The sequence below is a fragment of the Kribbella sp. NPDC058693 genome (genome assembly GCF_042715335.1).
GTDB lineage: Bacteria > Actinomycetota > Actinomycetes > Propionibacteriales > Kribbellaceae > Kribbella > Kribbella jiaozuonensis.
Genome location: NZ_JBHXSQ010000001.1, coordinates 1,381,499 through 1,399,610 on the forward strand (window position 1 = coordinate 1,381,499; position 18,112 = coordinate 1,399,610).

Consider the following 18,112-nt stretch of genomic DNA (forward strand, 5'->3'; position numbering starts at 1 on the left):
GTACTGCGGACAGCCCACCGCGGTACTGCGGCCAGCCCTCGCGGTGCTACGCGCGGCTCCTTCGTCGCCGTGCTCCGCGCCGCCCCACCCACCCCCGGGCTTATCGCCCGGAGCATCCCTTCCGGCTACCGCCGGACCGTGCGCGCTACCGCGCGATCGACTGCCAGGTGACGGGGCGTGCTGCGGACCGGTGAGGTGACTGCGGTGCCGTGGACAGCTATCAGCCCATCGCGGGGCTACGCGCGGCTCCTTCGTCGCCGTGCTCCGCGCCGCCCCACCCACCCCCGGGATCATCGCCCGGAGCATCCTTTCCGGCTATCGCCGGACCGTGCGCGCTACCGCGCGGTCGACTGCGGCGTGGTGAGGCGTGCTGCAGACGGGCGAGGTGACTGCGATGCCGCGGACAACTGCCAGCCCATCGCGGGGCTACGCGCGACTCGTTCCTCGCCGTGCTCCGCGCCGCCCCACCCACCCCCGGGCTCATCGCCCGGAGCATCCTTCCGGATATCGCCGGAGTGGCGGGCTGCCGCCCGCGAGTCGCTCGCCGCTGCTCGCGGATGACCACCAGGTCGCGCCCGCTCGACAGCTGACTGCGGGCGGGCCGGGCTCGTGCGGACGGATCCGCACGGGGGGAGTCGTGGAGCGACTCGCGGCTGGGGCCTGGATGTAGGGCGGGGCCGCGTCGAGGCCCGGCGTGGACCCGGAGTGGTCTGAGCCGTGGTCGAGGCCGGGGTGCAGCCCCGGGGCGGAGCGGAGCCGTGGTCGGGGCCTGGAGCGGAGGCCCGTCGCGGGGCGGAGCCGTGGTCGAGGCCCAGGGTGGGGTCTGGAGTGGAGGTCCGGGACGGGCGGAGCCGTGGTCGGGGTCGACCGCGGTGGGGCGGAATGTGGCCGCCGCACCCGGCATCACGGTCCGCTCAGGTGATCCGCCCGACGCCCCACCACCCGGCGGTCGACCGCGCGATAGCGCGCACGTCCGGCGATAGCCGGAAAGGATGCTCCGGGCGATGAGCCCGGGGGGTGGGCGGGTGCGGCGCGTAGCACGGCGAGGAACGAGTCGCGCGTAGCACCGCGATGGGCTACTCCTTCAACGCGTTCAAATACTCCGTGGTGGTGCAGACCTCGCCGACCCGCGGGAAGACATATGAAACGGCGAAGTCGTGGGCCGAGCCATCCAGGCCCGTCATCGCGTCTGTGATGAAGAACGTCTCGTAGCCGAGATCCGAAGCAGTACGCCCCGTGGACTCGACCCCGAAGTTTGTCGCGATGCCGGCGACGGCCACGTTCGCGATCCCGCGCGACTGCAGCTCCGCGTCGAGAGACGATCGGCCGAAGGCGCCGATTGTGCGCTTCACGATCTCCAGGTCGCCGGCCTGCGGCACGACCTCAGCCGCGAACTCGCTCCCCTCCGGCTGCACCTCGACTCCCGGCCTTTCGACCCGGACGTTCACCACCAAACCACCCGCCGCACGCGTCGCCGCGGCCAGTGCGACCGAGCGTTCGACCACAGCTGCACCGGTCAACGGAGCGGTGTCCAGCGCGATGATCCGGGGCATCAGGTCGACGAGGATGAGCGCAGTACGACGGGACTCAAGAGGATTCACACGCCGAGCCTAAAGTGCAGTACGGGCCCGCTGCCCGGGTCTCTTGCCGGGCGCGCGAGACTTGGTCCGCACACAACTCGAGACTGCGGGAGATTCGATGAGTTCTGCCAAAGCCCAGATCGGTGTCACCGGCCTTGCGGTGATGGGCCGCAACCTGGCCCGGAACCTCGCGCGCAACGGGTTCAGCGTCGCTCTGCACAACCGCTCCCAGGCCCGCACGGACTCGCTGGTCGAGGAGTTCGGCTCCGAGGGCGACTTCGTCCCGTCAACGGACCTGGCCGGCTTCGTCGAGTCGCTGGAGCAGCCGCGCAAGGTCATCATCATGGTCAAGGCCGGCGCGCCGACCGACGCGGTCATCGACGAGCTGGTGCCGCTGCTCGACGAGGGCGACATCGTCGTCGACGCGGGCAACGCGCACTTCCTGGACACCCGGCGCCGCGAGAGCGCGCTGAAGGAGAAGGGTCTGCACTTCGTCGGCAGCGGCGTGTCCGGCGGCGAGGAGGGCGCGCTCAACGGCCCGAGCATCATGCCGGGCGGCTCCCCGGAGTCGTACGCGGCGCTGGAGCCGATGCTGACCAAGATCTCCGCGCACGTGAACGGCGAGCCGTGCTGCGTGCACGTCGGACCGGACGGCGCCGGCCACTTCGTGAAGATGCTGCACAACGGCATCGAGTACGCCGACATGCAGCTGATCGCCGAGGCGTACGACCTGCTCCGGCACGTGCTCGACCTGTCCCCCACCGAGCTGGCCGAGGTCTTCCGCGACTGGAACACCGGCGACCTCGAGTCGTTCCTGATCGAGATCACCGCCGAGGTGCTCAGCCAGACCGACCCGACCACGGGCGGCCCGTTCATCGACATCGTCCTCGACCAGGCCGAGCAGAAGGGCACCGGCCGCTGGACCGTGCAGTCCTCGCTCGACCTGGGCATCCCGGTCAGCGGCATGGCCGAGGCCGTGTTCGCGCGCTCCCTGTCCGGTGACGTCGTACGCCGGGAGGCTGCGGCCGGCGTACTGCCCGGTCCCGCGAACCCGAAGCTGGACGTGGACCGGCAGGCGTTCATCGACGATGTACGGCACGCGCTGTACTCGTCGAAGCTGGTTGCCTACGCGCAGGGCTTCGACGCGATCCGGGCGGCGAGCGACGAGTACGACTGGGACATCGACCTCGGTGCGATGGCGACGATCTGGCGCGGCGGGTGCATCATCCGGGCCCGGTTCCTCGACCGCATCAAGGAGGCGTACGACCGGAACCCGGACCTGCCGTCGCTGCTCGTCGACGACTACTTCAAGGAAGCCGTCGCCAACGGGCAGGAGGCATGGCGACGGGTGGTGGCCGCCGCCGCGACGGTCGGCGTACCGGCTCCGGGGTTCTCGGCAGCGCTGTCGTACTACGACGGCCTGCGGGCCGAGCGGCTACCGGCTGCGCTGATCCAGGGTCTGCGCGACCTGTTCGGTGCGCACACCTACAAGCGCGTCGACCGTGAGGGCAGCTTCCACCTGGAGTGGTCGGGCGACCGCTCCGAGAGCACCCAGTAGACAGCCACCGCCGCTACGCACAGGAAGCCGGCCGCTCCGAGGCTCGCCACGTTGAACCCGTGGACAGCATCGGAGTGGGCGGCGACCGTGCCCGCGACTGTGCTCAGCAGTGCCGTCCCGAGTGATGCGCCGATCTGCTGAGAGGTCATCACCATGGCGCCGGCCACTGCAGTGTCGGGGCCGGCGCCCAGGGTCGCGGTGCTGTTGGCCGTAATCAGGACCCATCCGGTCCCCAGACCGACCAGCAGGAACACCGGCATGACGTGCAGCCAGTAACTGCTGTCTGCCCTGAGCAACCCGAGCAGTGCCAGGCCCATGGCGATGGTCAGCAGTCCAGGGCAGATGAGAGACCGCACCGGCGCCTTGGCCAGCAGCCGACTCACTGCGCGCACTCCGACCATCAGCCCCACCGTCAGCGGCAAGAACGCCAGTCCGGCCTTCAGCGGTGAGTAGTGCTGGATGTTCTGCAGGTAGAAGGTCAGGAAGAACAGCGCGGCGAACATGCCGATCGCCAGGCTGAACACAGCCAGGTAGGAAGCACCGCGCCTGCGGTCCGCGAGGACCCTCAACGGCAGCAGCGGGTACTTCGATCGCGTCTGCACCGCCAGGAAGGCCGCCAGCAACACCACCCCACCTGCAAGCGACGCGTACGTCGCTGGCGCGCTCCACCCATCCGACTCCGCCCGGGCGAACCCGAACACGACCGCCATCAAACCTGCAGTCGCCAGCAACGCACCTAGGGCGTCGACTCGCACCCCACTAGCGCGCGGGACCGGACGTACGGCGTACAGCACACCTCCCGCTGCCAGTGCGGCGATCGGGACGTTGACGAACATGCACCACCGCCAGTCCAGGTACTGCGTGAGCACGCCGCCGACCAGCACGCCCAGACCGGACGCACTGCCCATCGCCGTCCCGTAGATCCCGAACGCCTTCCCACGCTCAGCCGGCAACGGGAACGACGCCGCCAGCGTTGCCAGCACCGCCGGTGTCAGCAGGGCACCGAAGACCCCTTGTACCGCACGCCCCGTCAGCAACATCGCCGGTCCGCTCGCGGCCCCGCCAAGCGCCGAGGCCATCGCGAAACCGGTCAGCCCGACCAGCAGCGCACGCCGCCGCCCGATCAGGTCGCTCATCCGCCCACCGAGCAGCAGCAATCCGCCGTACCCCAGCGCGAACAGCGTGATCACCCACTGCCGCGCCGGATCCGACATCCCCAGATCGCGCTGCACCGACGGCAGCGCGATATTCACGATGGTCAGATCGATCCCCACCATCAACTGCGCCGTGGCGACCGCCCCCAACGCCCACCACCGCCGGGCGTCGACCCCCGGCGCCGCGACCTGTCCCTTGAGTCCGCTCATCATCATCCTTAAGTGAACAGCTGTAGTGCTACGACTGTAGGGCAACGTCCGTTGCAATACAATCGGCTTTATGGACGCTGGAACGTCGCGCAGCCGGAACCGTCGCGGGCAAGGGGAACTGCTGCGGCAAGAGATCATCGACGCCGCGTTGCGGATGCTGAACGAGCTCGGCGACGACGAGGCGCTCTCGCTGCGCGCGGTCGCTCGCGAGGTGGGGATCGCGGCAACCTCGGTCTACATCCACTTCGCCGACCGCGACGAGCTCGTCTTCGCGGCACTCGAGCAGTCCACGACCAACCTCCTGCACGACCTCGGGCAAGCAGAGGACAGCGCCGGAGACGATCCGGTACGGCGACTACGCGCGCGACTCCTCTTCCTCGGCACGTGGGTGCGCGAGTACTCCGGCCTCTACAAGGTGCTGCACGAGAGCACGCTGAACCGGCGCATGCACCTGGTCTTCAAGGAGGAGTTGTCGACGCGCGCGACCGCCGCCGTACAGGCCTGCATGGACGCCGGCCTGGCACCCGCGGACGACGCGGCTGCCGTGGCGCTGGATCTTCGCGCCGCCGTGCACGGCGCGGTCTCGATCCGGATCAACGAGCCGGAGGCCGACCTACCACCGCTGGCAGACCAGATCGACCGCTTCCTGGTGAAGCTGGTTGGCCTACGAATCGAACATGTGTTCTAATAGTCACACAGCGCCAGTCCCAGAAGGAGATCGCCGCAACGATGACTGTAGACACTCTGGCAGTAGAGACGCCGTCCGACCTCGCCGACACTCCCGACCCGATCAACCCGTCGGCAGCTGCGCCCGAAACGACACCTGAGGCCACCTCGGCTCCGGTCGAGGCTCCCAAGCCGAAGAAGGCGCCGGCGAAGAAGGCTGCCGGCAAGAAGGCGAAGACCATCGAGCTCACTCTCACCGTCACCGGGACGGCGGACGGCGAGTGGCACGCCGAGCTCAAGCAGGGCACGACGTACCTGGCCCGCGACCTGGCCGTTGCCGCGGCCGCGGTGTCCCGCGCGGCCAAGGAGCTGCACGAGGACCTCTCGACCCCGATCGACGAGGTCATCGAGGAGGCCCGCTCCCAGCAGGCCGCGAAGGTGGCCGCGCTCGAGGCCGAGCTGGAAGCCGCGAAGAAGGCTCTCGCCGACCTCGACTGAGGCCGCGCCTGAGCTTCACGAGATCCCGACGCAGGACTCCCCGTGGTAGTCACCTTCCCTGATCACCACGGGCAGCAAATGCAGAACCCGTCCGCAACTGTGTGAGGTGGTTGCGGACGGGTTCTGGGAGCTCTACTGAGCTTGGGTAGTCAGCACGATGCGCAGGTTCGCCTGCGGCTGGTGTTGCCAGGCATCCTCGGCCTGTTCGAGCGGGAACGTCTCGATGATCGGCCGGATGTTCTTCAGCACCGCGAAGTTCAACGTCTCCTCGGAATCCTGAGCCACCCCGGAGTACCAGCCGGAGACCGACAACCGTCCCTCGGACAACGCGTGACCGGTCACCTGGATCGGATCGCTACCTTCGAGGACGATCAGTTCACCGTTCGGCCGCAGCCCTTTGACCAGGTCCGACTGGAGATCAGCGCGAGAGACGGTCGCGAGTACGACGGCCGCGCCGCCGATCGCCTGGAGCGCCTCGCCGGCGTCGCCTTCATTGCTGTCGATGTACTCGTCCGCCCCGAGCTGACGCGCGAGCTTCTCCTTGTCCCGGCCGCGGTTGATCGCCACCGTCCGGAAGCCCATCTTGTCGGCGAACTGGATCGCCAGGTGCCCGACACCGCCGACACCCTGCACCGCGATCGTGTCCCCCGGTCCCGCCTTCGCGTGCCGGAGCGCGTTGAACGGGGTGATCCCGCCACACATCAACGGCGCCGCGTCCTCGAACGACAACGCCTCCGGGATCCGCGCCACCGCGTCCTGCGGCGCGACCATGTACTCGGCGTACCCACCGTCGTACGACGTGCCGACGATCGTGCGGCTCACGCAGTTCGTGAAGTCACCGCGCCGGCAGAACTCGCAGGTGAAGTCGACGCCACCGGACCAGCCGACGCCGACCCGCTGACCGACCTCCCAGACCGTGACGCCCTCGCCAACCGCGTCCACGACGCCGGCGATCTCGTGCCCGGGGATCCGCGGCAGCACAGTGCCGAAGAGCGCGTTCCGCGGGATCGCGTCACCGCCGCAGATCCCGCAGGCGTGCACCTTCACCCGGATCTGCCCGGCCTTCGGCTCCGGGATCGGCACATCGGTCACCACAAAAGGGCCACCGGCCTGCTGGACCTGGGCCGCCCGCATGGTTTCAGTCATTTCTCGTCTCTCCTCAGTGCATTCCGCCGTCGGCAACGATCTGCTGGCCGGTGATCAACCCGGCCTCATCACTCGCGAGGAAGGCCGCGATGCCGGCCACGTCCTCGGTGGTGCCCAACCGCCCGATCGGCACCATCGCGATCAGGCTCTGCTTGTACTCGTCGTTCGCCGGGTCGGTGAAGATCCCCGCGCCGTCGATCGGCCCCGGCACGATCGTGTTCACCGTGATCCCCCGCGGCCCCAGTTCGAGCGCGAGCACGCGGGCCAGGTAGCCGGTGGCGACCTTGCTGGTGCCGTACAGGCCGACACCCAACTGCGGGACCGTGGTGGTGTTCGACGAGATCGTGATGATCCGGCCGTTGTCGGCGATCCGGCGGGCCGCCTCGCGCAGGACGAAGTACGGACCCTTGGTGTTGACCCGGAACAGCAGGTCGAAGTCCTCCTCGGTGACTTCGGCGACCGGGACGTTCACCTTCTCCATGCCGGCGTTCGCAACCACGATGTCGACCTGGCCGAACTCGTCCACCGTCGCGTCGTACAGCCGCTGGATCCCGTCGACCTGGGACACGTCGGCGGCGACCGAGATGGCCTGCACCCCGAGCGACCTGGCAGCGTCGAGAACTTCGTTCGCGGCGGTCTCGTCGCGCGAGTAGTTGACCACGACGTTCGCGCCCTGGGCGGCGAGGCGGAGCAGGATCGCCCGTCCCAGCCCTTTCGACGATCCGGTGACGAGCGCCGTTTTTCCCTTGAGCGTCATCCTTCTTCTTCTCCGTTCGAGTGGCCTGCTTCGATCGTCCTGCGAGATCGCGGCAGGTGGAAACAGAGACTTCTTGGCGAGGGCACAACGAATCGTTGTGGCACGATGGCCGGGTGGATGCGAGGACGGCGTGGATCTGAGCCTGCGGCTGCTGCAAGCGCTCGAAGCCGTTGCGGCCGAGGGCAGCATGACGCGCGCCGCCGGAGTCCTGAACCTGACGCAGCAGGCAGTCAGCGGACAGATCCGTCAACTGGAGCGGGTCGTCGGGACCCCGCTGGTCGAGCGACGCACGACCGGGATCGAGCTGACCGCGGCCGGCGAGGTCGTGCTCAAACAGGGCGCGGCGCTGTTGTCATCCGCGGAGGCGATGGTCGCCGAGGCACGGTTGACGGCGACAGGTCGGCCGGATCCGCTGCGGATCACGTTCAAGGCGCAGAGTACGGCGCACTTCATGCCCGCGGTCGAGGCTGCGCTACGACGGGGAGTGCCCGAGGTCGACGTACGGCCGATCTCGTCGCACACGTTGCCGGACGAGATCGCCGCGCTGGTCGAGGGCCGGGCGGACGCGGCGTTCCTGTGGTTGCCGATCGGCGACGATCCGCGGTTCACCGTTCACCCGCTGCTCGAGGAAGAGCGCTGGGTCGCGCTGCCGCCGGGACATCCGCTCGAGACGCGTACGTCGTTGTACATCGAGGATCTGGCCGACGTACCGGTGGTCGGGCCCCGGGACGGGATGCCGGAAGCGGTGGTGAACTTCTGGTTCATCGACCCGCGCCCGGACGGCGGTCGCGCGATCTTCGGCCCGCAGGCGCGGACGCCCGAGGAGTGCCTGCATCTCGTCGCGGCCGGACACGGCTGCTGGATCGCGCCGGCGTCGACCGTCACGTACTTCGCCCACCCCAAGCTCACCTGGCTGCCGCTGGTCGACGCACCGCCGAACGTGCTGGCCCTGATCTGGCCGAGACACAGCGCCAACCCGCTCCTGCACCGGCTCCTCGAGGAGACCCGTCGCGCACTGGATCCCTTGCCAACGGCAACTACCTAGCTCAGAGCGGTCGTGAGCGTGATGGTGAGCAGGGTCATGGCTGCCATGACGGCGATCAAGGTCCAGCGGGCTGCGGCGTTACTCATGGATTCATGGTCGGCAGCGGGATGGCCGGTGGGAATGGGTGGGCCCGGGTTTCAGGGGACGCTCCGGGGTGTGCTCCGGTGAAGTCCTGACCGCCGGAGCACGGGGCACCACCTCAGGGAACAGGAAATGAACGGGGTGTGACCGAAACGGCACGCCGCAGCTGTGGGCGGGCGTGGGTGGTTGGCCTTACCGTGGGTGACCTGGGTCCTCTCCTTGGCCCTGATCTGTTCGAGCGATTTGACCGCTCCGGGGTGAGAAGAGGTCAGATGAGCACTTTTCAGGACTTGGGTTCGCTGCTGCTGGTGCGCGGCGCCGACGAGATCGACCACGCTGGGGGAAGTCTCTACGTCCACTTGCATCGGGTCGCCAAGCGTCTCGGCTCCCTCGGCGCCTCCGATACCTTGGTGCTCGCCGGCCTCGCCCACGCGGCGTACGGGACGGATGGCTTTCCCACCCACCTCTTCGACTGGCAGACCGAGCGCCCGGTCCTGGAGTCGGTGATCGGCACCGAGGCCGAGCAGATCGTCTACCGGTACGGCGCCTGCGACCGCGAGACCACGTGGCGCGATCTCGCCGAGCACCGCACGGTCACCGACCGCTTCACCGGCACGTCGGAAGAGCTCGGCACGGCGGACCTGCGCGACTTCGTCGATCTCACCATCGTCAACGAGCTGGACGTCCTCGACAACGATGCCAAGCGCGCGGTCAAGCTCGGTCCGTTCCTGACCGAACAGGTCCCGCGCTGGCAGTCCATTGCCTCCCCCGCCGTCCTCACCGAGTCGCAGCGCATCCTGCAGCTGTAACACTGGAGGCGTGAAACGGTTCCTGTGGCGGGGGTTCCTGGGACTTCTGGGGCTCTGGCTGATCGTCACCGCGGCGTCGCTCGGCTACAACCTCGCCACCAACGGGACCGCCGCACCACCTCCCGGGCTGAAGTACGTGCGGACCGGCGACATCAACACCCGCTACGAGACCTGGGGTACGTCGGGCACACCCGTCGTACTGGTCCACGGCGCAGCGGAATCCGTCGACACCTGGTCGCGCCTCGTCCCGCTGCTTGCGACGAACCACCGCGTGTACGCGTACGACATCACCGGCTACGGGTACTCCGAGCGCAAAGCGCCGTACACGATCGAGCATCTCGCGGCGCAGCTGCTCGGGTTCATGGACGCGATGCACCTCGGCGGACCGGGTGAACCGCGGCCGATCCTGGTCGGACACTCGCTCGGCGCGGGCGTCGTCGCCGAGGCGACGTTGGAGGCACCGAACCGGATGGCCGGGATCATGTTCCTCGACGGTGACGCGCTGCCGTTGCCGGGCGGGCAGGCCGGCCCGCCGCGCTGGCTGATCGTTCCGCCGTACCGAACCTCGCTGTTCCGGCTGGTGCTCGATCAGGGGTGGCTGCTGAAGAAGATCTACAACAGCGTCTGCTCCCCCGACTGCCCGGCGATGAACGTGGACGACTGGACCCGCCCGTTCCGGCAGCCGGGCGCCGAGAAGGCGGTGTGGCAGATGACCGCACATGGAATCCCGGCCGTGTCGGCGGATCGCCTGGCCAAACTGCGCGATCTGCCGATCCCGAAGTCAGTCGTGTTCGGCGCACTCGACACCAATGGCGGCAACGCGACCGAGACCGCGACCCGCATCGGCGCCCCCGCGCCGACGCTGATCCCGAACGCCAACCACCTCACGCTGATCTCCAACCCGACCGAGGTGGCCGCGGCGATCAACGCACTCCATTGATTCCTGGAAAACGTCGGTCGGCCGACGGATGATCGGGATATGGCCCGTTACGAAGTGGTTGCGCGCGCGAAGACCGATCGACGACTCTCCGATTCCGACTACCTCGAGCTCGCCCTCAAGTCCTGGTCGCTCGACAAGGGCATGCGGTTCCAGCGGGTCGAGGACCTTCCCGACGGGACGATCGCGATCGTCCTGCAGCAGAACCTCTCGCCGCGCAAGCACGACGCCGCGTGTGCGATGGCGAACCGGAGCCTCGCCCAGCTCGGCATCCCGGCCAATCAGGTCCAGCAGATCGACCTGCACCGGATGACCCGCAAGGGCGGCCGCGCGCTGGTCCGCTCGTGGGTCGGCCCGGGCAACCCGCCCGGCCCGGGCACCGCCGGCGACCGTGAGCCGCGGCACCCGAAGCCGAGGCCTCCGCACCTGAAGGCTGCGCGCGACCTCCCTACGGAGTGAAGACCTCGAACCGCGCGCCGAACTTCGTCCCGAGCTGAGTGCCGGTCGGACGCGAAACACCCTCGAGGAACTCCTCCGGGTCGAACGCGCGGTTCAGTCCGTCGATGTAGGCCTGGTGCGCCTTCAACGACTGCAGGCCGAGGTCGAAGGTGTCGGTCGTGTCCACGCCGTGCCGCGAGTTGGGTGAGCCGGCCGCCCAGACCTGCCGTACGCCGTCCCACTTGTCGCCGGCGTCCGGGAAGGTCCACCGGTTGGCGGCGTCCCGGACCGCGTCGATCGTCGCCCGGCCGGTGTTGATGTGGTCGGCCTGGTTCAGCGCGACGTCGCCGTCCCAGGTGTCGCGGAAGTTGCCGGTGATGACGATCTCGGGCTGGTGCCGCCGGATCGCGGCGGCGATGAGGCGCCGCAGCGGTACGCCGTACTCGATCGTCCCGTCGGGCTGGCCGAGGAACTCGACCGACGACACCCCGACGATCCGGGCCGACTCGATCTCCTCCGCTTCCCGCAGCGGTCCGCACTCGGCCGGGTCGACGCCGTCGATCCCCGCCTCGCCGGACGTCAGCAGGCAGTACGCGATCTGCTTCCCCTGGCCGGTCCAGCGCGCGATCGCGGCCGCCGATCCCCACTCGAGATCATCCGGGTGCGCGACAATCGCCAGCGCCTTCTGCCAATCCTCGGCCAACGGCTCGAGCCCCTCCGCAGCATTCATGCCCGCAGGCTATCGCCCGCCGAAGCATCAGCCGAAGACTTGACGGGTGTAGGCGTTCTCGAAGGTCCGTTGCGGGTCGAGGCGGTCGCGCACAGCGAGGAAGTCCTCGAAGTGCGGGTACCGCGCACGCAGGTCGGTCGCGGTCAGTGTGTGCAGCTTGCCCCAGTGCGGCCGCCCGTCGTACTCGGCGACGATGTCCTCGAACGCCTGGAAGTACGGATCGTGCGGTAGCCGGTGGTACTGATGGATCGCGATGTACGCCGTCTCGCGCCCGGACGCCGTGGACAGCCAGATGTCGTCCGGCGCAGCCACCCGGACCTCGATCGGGAACGGGATCCGCGACCCCGACGTGTCGATCCAGTCCCGCAGCCGGCGGATCACCTCGACCACATGCTCCCGCGGTACGGCGTACTCCGACTCGCGGAAGATCACGTTGCGCTCGGAACAGAACACCTTGTACGACGAATCGACATACTCCCTCGCCGACAGCGCACGCGAGGCGAGCTGGTTGATACGCGGAACCATCGCGGGCCGTCGTACTGCGAGCCGGTTCGTCAGCTCGAAGACCTTGTTGGACAGCAGCTCGTCGTCGACCCACCCGCGGATCCGGCCGACCGGCGACGCGTCGACGCCCGCGGCGACCCGGTTGTTGCGCTTGGTCAGCGCGATGTCGGTATGTGGGAACCAGTAGAACTCGAAGTGATCGTTGCCCTCAGCAAGCTCATCGAACCCGTCGAGTACTTCGGCCAGCGGCAGCGGCATCTCCTGCGCGCGCAGCAGGAATGCCGGCACGCACTGCAGGGTCAGCGAGCTGATCACGCCGAGCGCGCCGACCGAGACCCGGGCCGCGGCGAAGACGTCCGGATTCTCCTCCGGCGAGCAATGCAGCACCGAGCCGTCCGCTGTGACCAGGTCGAGAGCGACGACCTGCGTGGCCAGCCCGCCGAGCCGCGCGCCGGTGCCGTGCGTGCCGGTGGAGATCGCTCCGGAGATCGTCTGCTTGTCGATGTCGCCAAGGTTCGCCATCGCGAGGTCGAATGCAGCCAGGCCTGCGTTGAGCTTCCGCAGGCCGGTGCCCGCGCCGACCGTCACCCGGCCGGACGCCTGGTCGGCATGCGTGATCGCGGACAGCCCGTCGAGACGGATCATCACCTCTTGCGGCACCGAACAGCCTGTGAACGAGTGCCCCGAGCCGACCGCCTTGAGCTTCTTGCCCTGCTCGGCGGCGGACTTGACCGCAGCCGCGAGCTCGTCGGTCGACCGCGGGCGCAGGGTCTCGATCCCGGTCGCCGACTCGGTGCCGGACCAGTTCCGCCAGGTGCTCATCCGAAGTTCTTCCCTTCGCCGCGGTAGGTGAGGAGTTCTTTCACCTCATCACTCGACCCGTCCGAGCCGATCGCGTGCACGACGTCGAACCGCTCCAGCATCTCGCCTGCCTTCGCGTAGCGCATCCATACTCTGTCGCCGAGACTCAGCCGATCGGCTGATTGTCCCTGGACCGGCGTCTGCACCTCGCCGGCGCCTTCGGTGCCGAGCAGCTTCAGGCCGGACGGCCAAGCAGGCAAGGGCAACCGCGACTTCTTCGCCGGCCCCGACGCGACATAACCGCCGCCGAAGAGCGTGGCGATCCGGGGCGCGGGACGGCGTACGACGTCCAGGGCGTACGCCATCGCGTGCTCCGGCTGGAAGATGTCGTACTTGTCGAAGAGGGTCGGGCCGTAGAGACCGGAGCCGGCGGTGACCTCGGTGACCGACGGGTCGGCGCTGCTGATCTCCAGGCTGCCGGTGCCGCCGCTGTTGACGATCCGGAGCGCCGCGACCTGCTTGACCGCGTCAACGACCGCGCCACGGCGATCGGCGAGCTCGGCAGCCGAACGCCGCTTGACCCAGCGGACTGCCGGCGACGTGTCGGGCAGGCCGGCGATCTGGGCCTCGTAGAACATCACGCCGGTCAGCTCGAACGAGTCGTCGGCGGCGACGGTCCGGGCGAGGGCCGCGACGTCGGCGGGGGTGCGCAGCGGCGAACGGCGTACGCCGAGATGCTGGCCGAAGACGCGGAGCGAGGCGTCGACGTCGAGGCAGACCTGGCTCCGGGCGGTGCCGGTCGCGGCTGCCTTGATGTACGCGAGGTGCTCGGGCGAGTCGATCATCAGCGTGATCCGGGCCGCCGCTTCGGGGTCCTCGGAGAGCTCGCGGAGCGCGGTGCGGTTGGTGGTCGGGTAGCCGAGGAGGATGTCGTCGACGCCGTTGCGCGCGAGCCAGAGCGCCTCGGGAAGTGCGTAGCTCATCACGCCGTGGAAGCCGGGACGCTCGAGCGCGGCGGCGATCAGCGCGCGGCAGCGGACCGACTTGGAGGCGATCCGGATCGGCGTACCGCCTGCGCGGCGGACCAGATCGTCCGCGTTCCGCCGGAAGGCGTCGAGATCGATCACCGCGTACGGCGCATCGAGGCCCGCGGTCAGGCGGGCATACCGGTCGAAGTCACCCATAACCGGAGTGTAGGTCACGAAATACTGAAAGGTAATACAACTTCTGTGGGAATCGCTTGCAGGAGGGACTTCGGCGCCTCCGGCGCCGAAGCGGGGGGACTTCAGGATCTATCTATGACCTCTTCCAGGGCTGGTACGACGCCGCGCGCCCAGGCAGCCTGCTGATCCGGGGTGGCGGAGGTGGTTGCCAGGAGGGCGACGGTCGAGCCGTGGACCACGGAGAGGTCGATGTAGGACTCGGCTCCTGCGTACGCGCGGGACGCGGCAGCGGCTGTGGCGGTAGTCCAGAGCTGTTTGACGGAGAGGTCGCCGCCGGAGCCGCAGGACTTCATCCGGGCCTGATAGCCGGCGTAGTAGTCAGCCGCCTGCGCAGAGCCTTTGAAGCGCAGCAGAAGAGCTGTGGCCGGCTGGTCGTCGGCGGTGCGGTAGCTGCCGGTTAGGGCGTACGCCGGGATGGGGAGCGAACCGCTGACAGGCTTGCCTGCGCAGCCGGAGGGCAGGGCTTCGTAGGAAGCTTGGTGGGGGTCACGGCGGCGGGTCCAGGTGTTGTTGCCGATGAAACCGGCCTCTGCGCCACCCGGGTCGGTGTACGTCTTCCAGCCGGCACCGAGCTTGTCAGGAGTCGGCAGGTTGCGAGCGGTGAGCGGTCCGGCGTTGGCGGGCGGCGGTGCGGTCGCCTGCTCCGGCACCTCCGGCGGAACGGCCGCATCTGTCGGCTTAGCGGTGCTCATGGTCGCGGGCGGCACCGGCACCGTCCCGCCGACCGTGCTGGGGATGACCGGCGACGCGGACCGCTGGACCACACCTGGCGCAGGCTGCTGAGCCGCCGAGTTCGCACCGCAGCCCACCAGCACCAACGCCAGCACTCCAGCGACGACTACGCGTTTCACTTCGGCTCGAAGTGCTGGTAGTCGGGCTTGGCCCAGCCGGCACCCCAGAAGTACCCCTGCCCGACCAGTGCCTTGGTCGGCACGCTGCTCGCGAACAGCATCCCCGGACGCGCCGGCGTACGCGTGCGGTACGCCAGCCCGTTCGACGGGTACCAGACACCGTTCGCGGCCAGGTACGGGTTCTCCACGGTGTTGATGTCGATCGCCCACCCGTACGAGTGTGGCGACAGCGAGTACGGATCACCCGTCACCCGCCGGCAGTTGAACGCCGACGTGTTGTCCGCAGCCATCGACTTCACATCGCTGCCGCCGTACACGTCCACCCGCCGCATCTGCCGGATCGGGAACTTCGACGCGAACGTCGTGGTCCAGACCGTGATCATCTTCGCCACGGCGGCGTCCCGCAGGATCAGCTCGCCGCGGTGCACGTGGCCGTCGAAACCCCAGTAGTTCAGCTGCAGCAGCCGCAGCGACGCCGGCGCGACCGGACAGCCGGCCCGGTACGTGTTCGGCACCATCGCAGCCGAGACGGCGTACACCTTGGGGTTGAGGGCGGCCTTGATGACGATCGTCGCCAGGCCGGAGTACTCCATCGCGGCCTGACTGACATAGCGGGTGACGACACGCACCGTCCGGGTGGCGGGCAGGTCGTCGGGGACCCGGAGCCGGAAGTTGCCCTTGGCATCCATCACGCCGATGTTGAGGAGCTGCCACTTGCCGCTGCCGAGATAGCTCTGCAGCGCGAGCTCCTTGCCCGGCTCGGCCGGCACCATCCGGCCGGTGACCGAGACGCCGGTCAGCGTGGCGTACCAGGACGCCGGCGTGTTGATCAGGATCTTCCGGTCCTGGATCGGCACGGTCCGGTACGCCGAGATCGCGAGCGCCGTCTCCGCCTTCACCCCGATCATCGTGCGGAACGCCCAGGTCCCGGTGTACGCCGAGACGTAGTTGAACCTGTACACGCCGCCGGCCGTCGTGCGGGTCGACGCGCGCAGCACCCAGGCGCCGGGGACCCGCTGCCAGAGGGTGATGTACGACCCGGTGATCGACTGGCTGATCTTGCCGGTGAAGACCGTCGGCTTGTCCTCCCAGGACGCCGCCGGCTGGTCGAGCGTGATCGACCAGGCCGGCGCGGGAGTCGCCGCCGGGGTCACAACCGGCTTCGGCGTCGGAGTGGGAGTAGGTGTAGGCGTTGGCGTCGGTGTCGACGCTGGTGTCGATGAAGGTGTGATCGACGGCGACGGGGAGTCGTCCGCGTGCGCGACACCCACCGGCCCCAGCCCCAGCAGCACCGCAACAGCCACCCCAACGAAGCGTCTCATCCGCCTCACCCTCCCCTTGACAACACCCGTACCCCCTATAAGAGGCGGCCACACCGGGATACGTCACAGGGGAGTGCGGACTTTGTTTACTCCTGCAGTCGCTTCACCGCGGAATCGATGCGCTCGTCGGTCCCCGTGAGCGCCACCCGGACGTGTCGCTCACCGGCAGCGCCGTAGAACGCACCGGGAGCGACCAGGATCCCCTTGTCCGCCAGCGCCCCGACCGAGCCGTACGCGTCGTACGACGGGTGCGACGCCCACAGGTAGAGCCCGCCGTTGGACAGCGTGATCTCCCAGCCCGCATCGGTCAGCGCATCCCGCAGTACTGCACGCCGCCGGAGGTAGCGCGCACGCTGCTCCTCGACGTGTACGTCGTCCGCGAAGGCAGCCGCCATCGCAGCCTGGATCGGCGACGGCACCATCAGCCCGGCGTGCTTGCGTACGGCAAGCAGCTCGGTCACCACGGTCGGGTCACCGGCCACGAAGCCACCGCGGTACCCGGCCAGGTTGGACCGCTTGGACAGCGAGTGCACCGCGAGCAGGTTGTCGAAACTGCCGCCGGACACGTCCGGGTGCAGCACGGACACCGGCTTCTCGTCCCAGCCGAACTCCGTGTAGCACTCGTCGCTGACCAGCAGTACGTCGTTCGCCCGCGCCCACTCGACCGCACGACGCAGCTCAGCGGCGGGCGTGATCTCACCGGACGGATTGCGCGGCGAGTTCAGATAGGCGACCCGCACCGGCCCGTCGTACGTCGTGGGGTCCGCCACCGGCACGCTGGTCGCGCGGGCGAGCGCAGCGCCCGCCTCGTACGTCGGGTACGCCAGGTCCGGGATGAGGACGGTGTCCCCCGCGCCGATGCCGAGCAGCGTCGGCAGCATCATGATCAGCTCTTTGGTGCCGATCACCGGCAGTACGCCGCTCTTCGGGTCCACTCCGGTCACGTCGAGACGCCTGGCCATCCAGTCCACGGCCGCCTGCCGTGCAGCCGACGTACCGATGGTCGTCGGGTACGACGGGGCGTCGGCCGCGTCGGCCAGCGCCTTCTTCACCAGCTCGGGCACCGGGTCCACCGGACTGCCGACGGAGAGGTCGACGATGCCGTCGGGATGCTCGGCCGCCTTCTGCGTGTAAGGGGCGAGCTTGTCCCACGGGAAGTCTGGCAACCGGCTGGAGGTCTCGAAGATCACGGGCCTATTCTCCCCCGCACGCCGATCGCGCCGCCTCCGGCTGCCCGCTCCGCGAGAACGTCAGCAGTCCTTGCCCGGATCAACCTTGGCCAGGATCGTGTCGGCGATGTCCTTCAGCTGCGCCAGTTGCTCCGGACTCAGCACGTCGATGACGTACTCCCGAACGGTCGCGACATGCCCCGGAGCGGCGGCCACCAGGAACTCGTAGCCGCTGTCGGTGATGGTCGCGACGGTGATCCGCCCGTCCTCCTCGGCGGGCCGGCGCTCGACGAAACCACGCTGCTCTAGGCGCTTGACCACATGCGAGAGCCGCGACAACGAGCCGTTCGCGAAGCCGGCCAGGTCGCTCATCCGCCGCGACCGCCCAGGCGACTCGGACAGCCCGGCGAGCACCAGGTACTCGAAATGTGTCAGCCCGGAGTCCCGCTGCAGCTGGTAGTCCAGCACTCCGGGCAGCTTGAACATCAGCGCCGCGAACGACATCCAGGTCGCGAGCTCGTCCTGCTCCAGCCACCGCGTATCCCCCACCATGACCCCATTCTACCGGATTACTTGACGCTTCAAGTCAACAACCTCTACGGTTGAGTTGATGCGTCAACTGATAACCGAGAG

The 18,112-nt window shown here is 68.7% G+C and carries 18 protein-coding genes; 7 read left to right on the forward strand and 11 right to left on the reverse strand.

Annotation, left to right across the window (positions count from 1 at the left end):
- Positions 1-1,076: 1,076 nt before the first annotated feature.
- Complete coding sequence (locus ACFWUU_RS06560; protein ID WP_380173287.1) at positions 1,077-1,601, reverse strand: isochorismatase family protein; 525 nt, start codon at positions 1,599-1,601, stop codon at positions 1,077-1,079.
- A 97-nt stretch (positions 1,602-1,698) separates the two neighbouring features.
- On the opposite strand from ACFWUU_RS06560, the gene gndA reads away from it, so the two are divergent.
- On the forward strand, positions 1,699-3,138 hold the full coding sequence (gndA, locus tag ACFWUU_RS06565) for an NADP-dependent phosphogluconate dehydrogenase (RefSeq protein ID WP_380173289.1): 1,440 nt from the start codon (positions 1,699-1,701) through the stop codon (positions 3,136-3,138).
- Here gndA and ACFWUU_RS06570 read toward each other — a convergent pair.
- Positions 3,066-4,502, reverse strand: coding sequence for an MFS transporter (locus ACFWUU_RS06570; RefSeq protein ID WP_380173291.1), 1,437 nt, complete (start codon positions 4,500-4,502; stop codon positions 3,066-3,068). The two genes, gndA and ACFWUU_RS06570, sit on opposite strands and share 73 nt — an antisense overlap.
- A 70-nt stretch (positions 4,503-4,572) precedes the next feature.
- Here ACFWUU_RS06570 and ACFWUU_RS06575 point away from each other — a divergent pair, with 70 nt between their 5' ends.
- A complete protein-coding gene (locus ACFWUU_RS06575) occupies positions 4,573-5,190 on the forward strand; it encodes a TetR family transcriptional regulator (protein WP_380173293.1) in 618 nt (205 codons plus the stop codon).
- Between the two features lie 41 nt (positions 5,191-5,231).
- On the forward strand, positions 5,232-5,666 hold the full coding sequence (locus tag ACFWUU_RS06580) for a DUF6319 family protein (RefSeq protein WP_380173295.1): 435 nt from the start codon (positions 5,232-5,234) through the stop codon (positions 5,664-5,666).
- A gap of 132 nt (positions 5,667-5,798) precedes the next feature.
- Here the strand turns inward: ACFWUU_RS06580 and ACFWUU_RS06585 are convergent, their stop codons facing one another.
- Positions 5,799-6,812, reverse strand: a complete 1,014-nt coding sequence (locus ACFWUU_RS06585) for an alcohol dehydrogenase catalytic domain-containing protein (RefSeq protein WP_380173297.1) — start codon at positions 6,810-6,812, stop codon at positions 5,799-5,801.
- Between the two features lie 13 nt (positions 6,813-6,825).
- Complete coding sequence (locus ACFWUU_RS06590; RefSeq protein ID WP_380173299.1) at positions 6,826-7,569, reverse strand: glucose 1-dehydrogenase; 744 nt, start codon at positions 7,567-7,569, stop codon at positions 6,826-6,828.
- Between the two features lie 97 nt (positions 7,570-7,666).
- Here ACFWUU_RS06590 and ACFWUU_RS06595 point away from each other — a divergent pair, with 97 nt between their 5' ends.
- From ACFWUU_RS06595 to ACFWUU_RS06610, 4 genes are all read left to right on the forward strand, one after another.
- A complete protein-coding gene (locus ACFWUU_RS06595; protein ID WP_380173301.1) occupies positions 7,667-8,614 on the forward strand; it encodes a LysR family transcriptional regulator in 948 nt (315 codons plus the stop codon).
- A 353-nt stretch (positions 8,615-8,967) separates the two neighbouring features.
- The gene (locus ACFWUU_RS06600; protein ID WP_137253301.1) at positions 8,968-9,504 is read left to right on the forward strand and encodes a DUF6817 domain-containing protein; all 537 of its coding nucleotides are present in this window, start codon (positions 8,968-8,970) and stop codon (positions 9,502-9,504) included.
- A gap of 10 nt (positions 9,505-9,514) precedes the next feature.
- On the forward strand, positions 9,515-10,444 hold the full coding sequence (locus ACFWUU_RS06605) for an alpha/beta fold hydrolase (RefSeq protein WP_380173303.1): 930 nt from the start codon (positions 9,515-9,517) through the stop codon (positions 10,442-10,444).
- Between the two features lie 39 nt (positions 10,445-10,483).
- A complete protein-coding gene (locus ACFWUU_RS06610) occupies positions 10,484-10,900 on the forward strand; it encodes a hypothetical protein (protein ID WP_380173305.1) in 417 nt (138 codons plus the stop codon).
- Here ACFWUU_RS06610 and ACFWUU_RS06615 read toward each other — a convergent pair.
- From ACFWUU_RS06615 to ACFWUU_RS06645, 7 genes are all read right to left on the reverse strand, one after another.
- Positions 10,890-11,609 (reverse strand): PIG-L deacetylase family protein, encoded by a 720-nt coding sequence (locus tag ACFWUU_RS06615; protein WP_380173307.1) that lies wholly within the window; start codon positions 11,607-11,609, stop codon positions 10,890-10,892. The two genes, ACFWUU_RS06610 and ACFWUU_RS06615, sit on opposite strands and share 11 nt — an antisense overlap.
- A gap of 27 nt (positions 11,610-11,636) precedes the next feature.
- Positions 11,637-12,935: a D-arabinono-1,4-lactone oxidase gene (locus tag ACFWUU_RS06620; protein WP_380173309.1), complete on the reverse strand. Its 1,299-nt coding sequence runs from the start codon at positions 12,933-12,935 to the stop codon at positions 11,637-11,639.
- On the reverse strand, positions 12,932-14,098 hold the full coding sequence (locus ACFWUU_RS06625; protein WP_380173311.1) for an amino acid deaminase/aldolase: 1,167 nt from the start codon (positions 14,096-14,098) through the stop codon (positions 12,932-12,934). The genes ACFWUU_RS06620 and ACFWUU_RS06625 overlap by 4 nt, the downstream gene beginning before the upstream one ends.
- A gap of 101 nt (positions 14,099-14,199) precedes the next feature.
- On the reverse strand, positions 14,200-14,988 hold the full coding sequence (locus ACFWUU_RS06630; protein WP_380173313.1) for a hypothetical protein: 789 nt from the start codon (positions 14,986-14,988) through the stop codon (positions 14,200-14,202).
- A complete protein-coding gene (locus ACFWUU_RS06635; RefSeq protein WP_380173315.1) occupies positions 14,985-16,310 on the reverse strand; it encodes a M15 family metallopeptidase in 1,326 nt (441 codons plus the stop codon). The genes ACFWUU_RS06630 and ACFWUU_RS06635 overlap by 4 nt, the downstream gene beginning before the upstream one ends.
- An 86-nt stretch (positions 16,311-16,396) precedes the next feature.
- The gene (dapC, locus tag ACFWUU_RS06640; protein ID WP_380174280.1) at positions 16,397-17,497 is read right to left on the reverse strand and encodes a succinyldiaminopimelate transaminase; all 1,101 of its coding nucleotides are present in this window, start codon (positions 17,495-17,497) and stop codon (positions 16,397-16,399) included.
- 63 nt (positions 17,498-17,560) lie between these two features.
- Positions 17,561-18,031 (reverse strand): MarR family winged helix-turn-helix transcriptional regulator, encoded by a 471-nt coding sequence (locus tag ACFWUU_RS06645; protein WP_380173317.1) that lies wholly within the window; start codon positions 18,029-18,031, stop codon positions 17,561-17,563.
- Positions 18,032-18,112 lie beyond the last annotated feature (81 nt).